Source organism: Prauserella rugosa (genome assembly GCF_000719975.1).
GTDB lineage: Bacteria > Actinomycetota > Actinomycetes > Mycobacteriales > Pseudonocardiaceae > Prauserella > Prauserella rugosa.
The window spans coordinates 100,282-107,461 of sequence record NZ_JOIJ01000016.1 but is presented as its reverse complement, the minus strand read 5'-3'; the positions used below and the strand labels follow the sequence as shown (position 1 = coordinate 107,461).

The window sequence follows — 7,180 nt, the reverse complement described above, 5'->3', positions numbered from 1 at the left end:
CCACCCGCTACGACAAGCTCGCCGCCGTCTACCGAGGAGGCATCGTCCTCCGCGCGATCACCCTCTGGCTTCGGCAATAAGGAGACACTCCCTAGTTGTATTGACCTGAGAGGTTGGATACGCGGCTGGCGGGTGGGCCGCCGATGCTGGTGTGGTGGCGGTGATGGTTGTAGTCGTGTAGCCAGCTGGGCAAGGCGGCGCGCCGTTGTGTCTCGCTGCTGTAGGGCTGGGCGTAGGCCCATTCATCGAGCAGGGTGCGGTGGAAACGCTCGACTTTGCCGTTGGTTTGGGGCCGGTAGGGGCGGGTCCGCTTGTGGCTGATACCGGCCTTGTTCAGCGCTTCTTTCCAGGGACGGGAGCGGTAGCAGGCACCGTTGTCGGTCAGGACTCGCTGGATCTCGATGCCCGCTGCGGCGAACCATGCTTGTGCTCGTTTCCAGAATGCTGTGGCGATGGTTTTCGTTTCGCCGGGCAGGATCTCGGTGTAGGCCAACCTGCTGTGATCATCCAGGGCCGTGTGCAGGTAGGCATACCCCAGCTTCGCCCGCGAGCTGGTGCTGTTGTTGGCGATCGGCTGGCTGCGGGTGCTGTGCCGACTGCCCGTGGCGCGCCCGTGAATCTTGTGGCCACCTCCGTCGGGGATGTTGCCCAGCTTCTTGATGTCCACGTGCACCAGGCCACCTGGCTCGTTGTATTCGTAACGGCGGATCACGCGCCCGGTGGCCCGGTCCATGTGCGCCAACCGGTTGATCCGGTAGCGCACCAGCACCTGATGGACGGTCGAGGGGTTGAGTCCGAGTAGCCCGGCGATGCGGGCCGGTCCCCACCGGCGCAGCACCCGTACTTTGATGATCCGCCGTTCGGTGCGGGTGGGGACCCGGCGTGGGCTGTGATGCGGTCGACTGGAGCGATCGACCATGCCTGCTTCGCCGTGACACCGGTAGCGATCCGCCCACCGCTTCGCGCAGCCCACCGAGACCTGGAAACGCTCGGCCGCCCGCCGCAACGGCCACCGGTCCTCCACGACGCACCGGGCACGGCGCAGCCTGCCGGTCTCGGTCAGCGGGGCGTTACGGTGACACACGAGGACCTCCTGGTAACCGGTGCAGATTGTGGTGATCCACACCGAACCCGGAGGTCCTCACTCATTCCAAGATCATCCGACCTCGTGTCCCGTTCACAACCTCCCCAGGCAGTACACCTAGTCGTCACACCTAGTCGTCGGCGTCACGTACCACGAGTGCGATCTGCACCCGGTTGTCGACGGCCAGCTTTGCGAGCAGGCTGCCGGTGTGCGCCTTCACCGTGGCGACGCTGATGTGCAGTCGTTCGGCGATCTCCGAGTTCGCCAGGCCTTCCGCAATGGCACGCGCGGTGTCCAGCTCGCGTTCGGTCAACGCGGCCAGTTTCGCCAGTGCGGCCTCACGCGCGGACCGGCGCGCGTCGGACGGTGTCGACGCGGTCGCGGCGGCGATCACCCGCGCCGTTGCCGCGGGTGACAGCGTGGGATCGCCTGCGGCGACCGTGCGTACGGCGTCGATGATCTGCGCGGGTGGCGTGTCCTTGAGGACGAATCCGAGTGCGCCGGCGCGCAGCGCGCCCAGAACCATGTCGTCGGAGTCGAATGTCGTCAGCATGAGGATGCGCGGCGGGTCGGCGTTCCGGAGCACCTCGCTGGTCGTACTGATACCGTCCCGGCCCGGCATGCGGATGTCCATGAGCACGACGTCGGGCCGGTGCTGTGCGATCGCGTCGACGGCGGCGTCTCCGTCGGCGGCCTCCCCGACGACAGTCAGGTCGGCTTCCCCGTCGAGAACCAGCCGTAGCGCCATGCGCACCAGCTGGTCGTCGTCGACGATCAGCACGCGTACCGGATCGGATCGAGTATCCACTCAGGAACCTTCGTCGCTTTCGGGGCACGTCCACGGTAAACATGCGGTGAGGACGTAGCCGCCGTCGGAGGTCGGACGGTGATCGAGTGTGCCGCCTGCGAGGTTCACCCGCTCGGCGAGGCCGAGTAGGCCGAATCCCGAGCTCGGCGGTGCCGGCGCCGGGCCGGTGGCCGACGTGTTGTGGATGCAGATGCGCAACTGCTGATCGTCGATGGGTTCGATCCTGACGCGTACCGCCGCGCCCGGCGCGTGCTTGGTGGCGTTGGTCAGTCCTTCTTGGACGATTCGGTAACAGGTTCGCCCGACGGTCTTCGAGGGAGCGGACGACACGGGGGCCTCGATCTCGACGTCGAGCCCGGCCGACCGTGCTTCGTCGACCAGATTCGGCACATCCTCGAACGAGGGTTGCGGCGGTTCGCGGGTCTCCGATTCGGCACGGAGCACGCCGAGAACCTGCCGGAGTTCGTCCAATGCCTGGTGGGAGCTCTCGGCGATACTGCGGACCAGGACATGACGTTCCTCGTCGGGTAAATCCCGGCGGTGGTCGAGAACTCCGGCCTGCATCGACACCAGCGAGATCCGGTGTGCGAGGACGTCGTGCATCTCGCGCGCGATCCGGTTGCGTTCCTGGACGCGGGCGTGACCCGCGCGGGCGTGCTGCTCGCGTTCGGCGATCTCGGCCCGTTGCCGCAGGGACTGGACCTCGACCCGGCGGGCGCCGATGGCCGCGCCGACGGCGGCCACGATGCCCGTGGTGAGTGTCCCGGTGCCGAGCTCGACCCACAGCGGCCCGTCGACGGGCGCGCCCAGGCCGTGCTCGACGTATATCTGGGACAGTCCCACCATGGCCACCATCATCCCGGCGATCTCGAGGGGGCGGCGCCGGGTGGCGAGCGAGCACAACGCCAGCATCGCCGGCCCGGCTGCGACGACGGAGGCCGCAGTCCCGGCCGCCGTCGCCAGGGTGACCGCGACGGGGAACCGCCTGCGCCACAGCACCACGGCCAGACAGCCTGCGCCCACCAGCGGATCTCCGACGACGAACCAGTCCGGAACGTACCCCGCTCTGCTCGCGACGACCCCGTTGGTGAACCACAGGAAGAGGCCGATCGCGCTCGCGGCGAGCAGGCGCCACGACTGCTGGGCCGGCGAGAGCGGTGGCGCAGCGTCGGTGGTCACGCGGTCAGTATCGCCGAGCAGAGGGCCGTCCGCACCCGCCCTGGGTCGAAGGCGGAGGTAGACCTCGGTCGGGGATCCTTCTGGCCGCCGGTCCGATGTGCTCGTGGTGCCGATTCCGAAGAATCGGTCCGGACAAGGCAGGCGACAGGTCGGAGCATCATGCGCAGAACAGCATCATCGTTGACCGGCGCCGTGATCGCCGGTGTGGCCACGGTCGTCGTCAGCGGGCTGACGACGGTGATGCCCGCGGCGGCGACCACACCGAGTTCTGACGGGCACACGGCCGTGGATCGGCTGGCGTGGGGACCGTGCCCCGGCGACATGGACGCTCCGAAACTGGAATGCTCCACTCTGCGCGTCCCATTGGACTATCGCCAACCGGACGGCACGCAGATCGACATCGCGGTCTCCCGGTTGCCGAGCGCGGATCCGTCGAAACGCCGGGGTGTGCTGCTGACGAACCCCGGTGGCCCGGGAGGCCCGGGCCTCGAGTACCCGGCGCAATTGGCGGCCGGACTGCCACCGCAGGTACTCGAGTCCTACGACGTGATCGGGTTCGACCCGCGCGGTGTCGGTGAGAGCACGCCCGTGACGTGTGAGCTGACAGAAGCGCAACTGACTCGCGGCGCGTTCCCTGCCTATGCCGAGAGCCGTGCCGATGTGCCGAAGGCAGCGCGGTACGCACGGACGATCGCCGAGCAGTGCGCCTCGTCGCCGACGGCCGGACTGCATCAGCACATCACGACGGCCAACACCGCACGGGACATGGACCGGATCCGTGAGGCCCTTGGTGAGTCGGACGTCTCCTACCTCGGAGCGTCGTACGGCACCTATCTCGGTGCCGTCTACACGACGATGTTTCCGCAGCGCAGCGACCGAATCGTGCTCGACAGCAACCTCGGACCCGGTGGGTACGACGTGACCGCGATGCGTGGATTCGCGCGCGGCTTGCAGGACCGCTTCCCCGATTTTGCCGAGTTCGCCGCAGCCCGCCCGGAGTACGGCCTTGGCACGACCGAGGCGGCGGTGACGGCGAAGTTCTACGAGCTCGTGGATCGACTGGACGAGAAACCGGTGCACGGAATCGACGGGCTGGCGTTGCGCGGGATGACCTTCACCTACACCTACGCCGACGCGCAGTTCTCGCATTTGGCCGAGGTGTGGCAGGCCGTCGACACGGGATCGCCGCTGCCGGAGTTCCCGGCGCCGCCGTCGTCGGACATGGAAAACCTCCAGGCCGCGCGGCTGGTGGTCACCTGCGGCGACTCCCGTTGGCCGGACAAGGTGCGGGACTACCAGCGGGCCGTTGCCGTCGACCGCACGCTGTATCCGATGTTGGGCGGGTCGACGGCCAACATCGGCCCGTGCGCCTTCTGGCCCGACGAACGACCGGAAGCGCCGGTGCAGATCGGTGATCGCGGTCCGTCGAACGTGCTCATGGTGCAGAACGAGCGTGATCCCGGTACGCCGTTGGCCGGTGCGCTGAAACTGCGTTCGGCATTCGGGAACCGGGCGACCATGGTGACGGCCGACCAGGGCGGGCACGGCGTGTATCCCTTCAGTGCGAACACATGTGCCGTCGATGCGGTGACGGAGTTCCTGACCACCGGGCAGCGACCCGCCCATGATCTGGCCTGTGCGGCGGAAACACGGGAACAGTCGCGATGATGGGCAAGTTCCGGCGATGGCGGCAGGACCGTGCGGTACGCCGTGTCCAGCCGGGCGACGGGCGCCCGTTGAAACGGTTCCGTTGGTGGCAGTTCCTCAGCCGGGCGATGTTGCACCTGTACCTGAACGTGGACGGTCGGCAGGTGGTGTACACCGTCGACGTCCGGCACGGGAAACAGCAGGATTCCGGCCGGGTCAAGGCCGATCTGTATCTGGACGGTCTGCACCATGCCGAAGCGGAGCTTCCCGCTCGGTTTCCGGTACCCGGTGGGATCATCGACGTTCAGGTGAGCGCCTTCGGACTCAAGCGCTGTCACTTCGTGCCGGGAACCGAGCACGGCGAAGGTGGCGAGTACGGCGGGGACGGCGAAGGCGGCGAGTATCAACTCTCACCCGACCCGGCGACGGCAGAGGGCCGTCGGATGCGGTTCGACATCGCGCATCCGACGGCGAGCCGGGTCGTCGGTGCCCTGTCGGTGGTGGTGCTCGTCTGCTCCCTGTTCGTCGTGCTCAGTCAGATCGCCGCACAGCTGACAAAGGTACCGTTCGTCGCCGAGCACATCGGAGTGTTCGGCGCGCCGGTGCACCTTCCGGCGTGGCTGAACGTCGCACTCACCGCCATCGCGGCGGCGGCCAGTGTCGAGCGGGCAACGCGTCTGCGTTACAGCCGGTTGCTCGACGGCAGCGTCGGCTGAGCCGGGGCTTCGGTCACGAGACCGCGGCGACGTCGTGGTGTGCCGGGGAATTCGGCGCCCCGACGGTGTCGGCGCGGACGTCGCCACGAAGCCGGTGGAGTTCGCTTCTCGTGTGGACCGAGCTCGGGTCGGCGATGTCCAGTGAGAGGTCGACGACCTGTTGTGCCGTCTGTTCGGCGTTGTGTTCCGCTGCGGACACCGTGGCAAGCAGCTCGCCCGGAACGTATCCGTGCGCGAGCGCACCCGTCAGGTTGTCGAGCTGGGCCGTCGTGTTCTCCAGCAGCAGCCGAGCTTCCGCGGATCGATGCTGCACGGAGGAGGTGCGTGGCACGGCGTGCACGTCGAGGCGTGCGGCGCTGTTGCGGCGAGCACTGTCGGCTGCAGTGTCGAGGGCGCGTTCTCCGATCCCGAGCGAGATGTTGGCCCGCAGGGTCAGCAACCACGGCAGGATGCGGGCGGTCGCGCCCGGCCGGTGTCCAAGAGCGACGGTCTCGATCACCTTGTCCTTGGGTACGAACACGTTCTTCAGATGCACGCCGCCGTTGCGCGCGTGCACGCCTGGCGCGGTGCGGTCGACGAAGGCGTGCACGACGGTTGGCCCCTGCGGATCGGTGTCGTTCGTGGCGTGCAGGCCGAGCCAGTGCCAGCCCGGTGCGTGTGCGGTGACGTTCACGGTGCCGGAGAACAGATATCCACCGTCCACCGGAACGGCTTTGCTCGCCTTGTCGGGCCGGGAGGCGTCGCTGGTCGCCCCGTGGACGGTGGCGACGACCCGCCCGGCCACCGCTTCGTCGAGCAGCCACGTGAGCCGGTGATCGCCTGCGCGGTGCAGGTCCGCCGCTGCGCCGATCCAGGACAGATGTCCGGCGGCGGCGCGCGCGGTCGCGGGTGACCAGTACGCCAGCCTGCGCTGCTCACGGTTCACCTCGTCGACGGTCGCCCCGAGTCCGCCGAGTTCAACCGGTACGGCCGCAGTGAGGAATCCGGATGCGGCGAGGTCGTCGATGTCCTCGGCGAGAAGGCGGTCGTCGGGCTCGTCGCCCGCCGCCCTGGCGTGCAGGGTGTGCAGCACGTCATCGGTCAGGATCTCGTGTCCCGCGCCGGTGCGCCCACGGGTGTGCTTCGCGCCGGCATCGAGCCGGTTGTCGGTCACGGTGCGGCGAAGGCGCGATTCCGACGTCTTTTCCACGGTCGCTTCGGACATGGTTTTCCCTCCCGATAAGAACACTGGAAATGCTGAAACCCTGAAAACGGCGAGAACCGTGTCAGGGCACAGGGTGCTGCACGCGAGGGTCGTCGTTGACCCGTTTCCGCTGGTTGCAGCGGTGGTATGGACGGACCGCGCATCGGCGCGGCCCGTGGGACTCACGGTAGGCACGGCGAAGAACGAGGGTCAAGAAAAAGAATCCAGAACCCAAAATGTGGGAACTTCTTCGACGGTGGTCGTTTTACGCGACGTGCGGATAAATTGTTTTCCGGCGTTATTAATGCCGTGTTCTCATCCGCGCGGGCGAGGGGAACCCACGCGAGGACGGCCGGATGCAAACGTCGTAGGGGCGGGAGGCGAACCTCGCGGGCGCCGGTGTGGATTGCGCGGTGGTGGGTGTGAACCCCGCGGGCGTCGGCGTGCATCGTGCGGCGATGCCGGGTGCGAACCCCGTGGGCGTCGCCGCGAACCCAACAAGCGTCGGTGTGAACCCCGCGGGCGTCGGTGCGCATCGCGCACGGGTCGGTGCGGCTGGGCGG

General features: G+C 67.9%; 6 protein-coding genes. 2 read left to right on the top strand and 4 right to left on the bottom strand.

Translation table 11 applies throughout. The features are described 5' to 3' along the window. Positions 1-91: 91 nt before the first annotated feature. The 3 genes from IF64_RS0119930 to IF64_RS0119920 form a co-directional block, all read right to left on the bottom strand. Positions 92-1,084, bottom strand: coding sequence for an IS481 family transposase (locus tag IF64_RS0119930; protein ID WP_030533674.1), 993 nt, complete (start codon positions 1,082-1,084; stop codon positions 92-94). A gap of 130 nt (positions 1,085-1,214) precedes the next feature. Continuing rightward, positions 1,215-1,892 (bottom strand): response regulator transcription factor, encoded by a 678-nt coding sequence (locus tag IF64_RS0119925; protein WP_030533673.1) that lies wholly within the window; start codon positions 1,890-1,892, stop codon positions 1,215-1,217. Next, on the bottom strand, positions 1,893-3,071 hold the full coding sequence (locus tag IF64_RS0119920; RefSeq protein ID WP_030533672.1) for a sensor histidine kinase: 1,179 nt from the start codon (positions 3,069-3,071) through the stop codon (positions 1,893-1,895). Between the two features lie 159 nt (positions 3,072-3,230). On the opposite strand from IF64_RS0119920, the gene IF64_RS0119915 reads away from it, so the two are divergent. Next, positions 3,231-4,739: an alpha/beta hydrolase gene (locus IF64_RS0119915; protein ID WP_030533671.1), complete on the top strand. Its 1,509-nt coding sequence runs from the start codon at positions 3,231-3,233 to the stop codon at positions 4,737-4,739. Beyond that, complete coding sequence (locus IF64_RS0119910; RefSeq protein WP_246134804.1) at positions 4,736-5,434, top strand: hypothetical protein; 699 nt, start codon at positions 4,736-4,738, stop codon at positions 5,432-5,434. The genes IF64_RS0119915 and IF64_RS0119910 overlap by 4 nt, the downstream gene beginning before the upstream one ends. A gap of 13 nt (positions 5,435-5,447) precedes the next feature. Here the strand turns inward: IF64_RS0119910 and IF64_RS0119905 are convergent, their stop codons facing one another. Further along, positions 5,448-6,638 (bottom strand): acyl-CoA dehydrogenase family protein, encoded by a 1,191-nt coding sequence (locus IF64_RS0119905; RefSeq protein WP_051758013.1) that lies wholly within the window; start codon positions 6,636-6,638, stop codon positions 5,448-5,450. Positions 6,639-7,180 lie beyond the last annotated feature (542 nt).